This window comes from Yersinia sp. IP36721 (assembly GCF_003634395.1).
Classification (GTDB): domain Bacteria; phylum Pseudomonadota; class Gammaproteobacteria; order Enterobacterales; family Enterobacteriaceae; genus Yersinia; species Yersinia entomophaga.
Map to the genome: position 1 here is coordinate 1 of NZ_QCZL01000090.1, position 500 is coordinate 500.

Here is a 500-nt window from a genome sequence, read left to right on the forward strand (position 1 = left end):
GGATTTAGTAGTACGTACATATTGAGTATGTTGAATCGCATCGGGTCTTCCTGCTTGAGGATAATGTTTAGTCCAACTGTAAGTATCCCGCTTAAACGGCCCATTCACTTTTAGAGATCTTCCGACATACTGATGATGTCACCTGAGGAGATCCTTATGCGCAAGATCCGATTTACCGAGCACCAGATCATCGCCGTACTGAAGTCCGTCGAAGCGGGTAGGACCGTCAAAGATGTGTGCCGCGAGGCTGCTATTTCCGAAGCCAGCTATTACAATTGGAAGGCGAAATATGGCGGGATGGAAGCCGCTGATATCAAAAAAATCAAAGATCTAGAAGACGAGAATCGCCGTCTGAAGCAGATGTTTGCCGACCTGAGTCTGGAATGCCGTGCGCTGAAAGACGTCATCGAAAAAAAGCTTTAAAACCAGCGATAAAGCGTGAGCTCGTCAACTATCTGACCACGCAGTTTACGATGAGCATACGCCAGGCATGCAGGACG

General features: G+C 47.8%; 1 pseudogene. It reads left to right on the forward strand.

The features are described 5' to 3' along the window. Positions 1–156: 156 nt before the first annotated feature. Positions 157–500, forward strand: a pseudogene (locus DBA33_RS20465) (transposase); the annotation flags it as partial.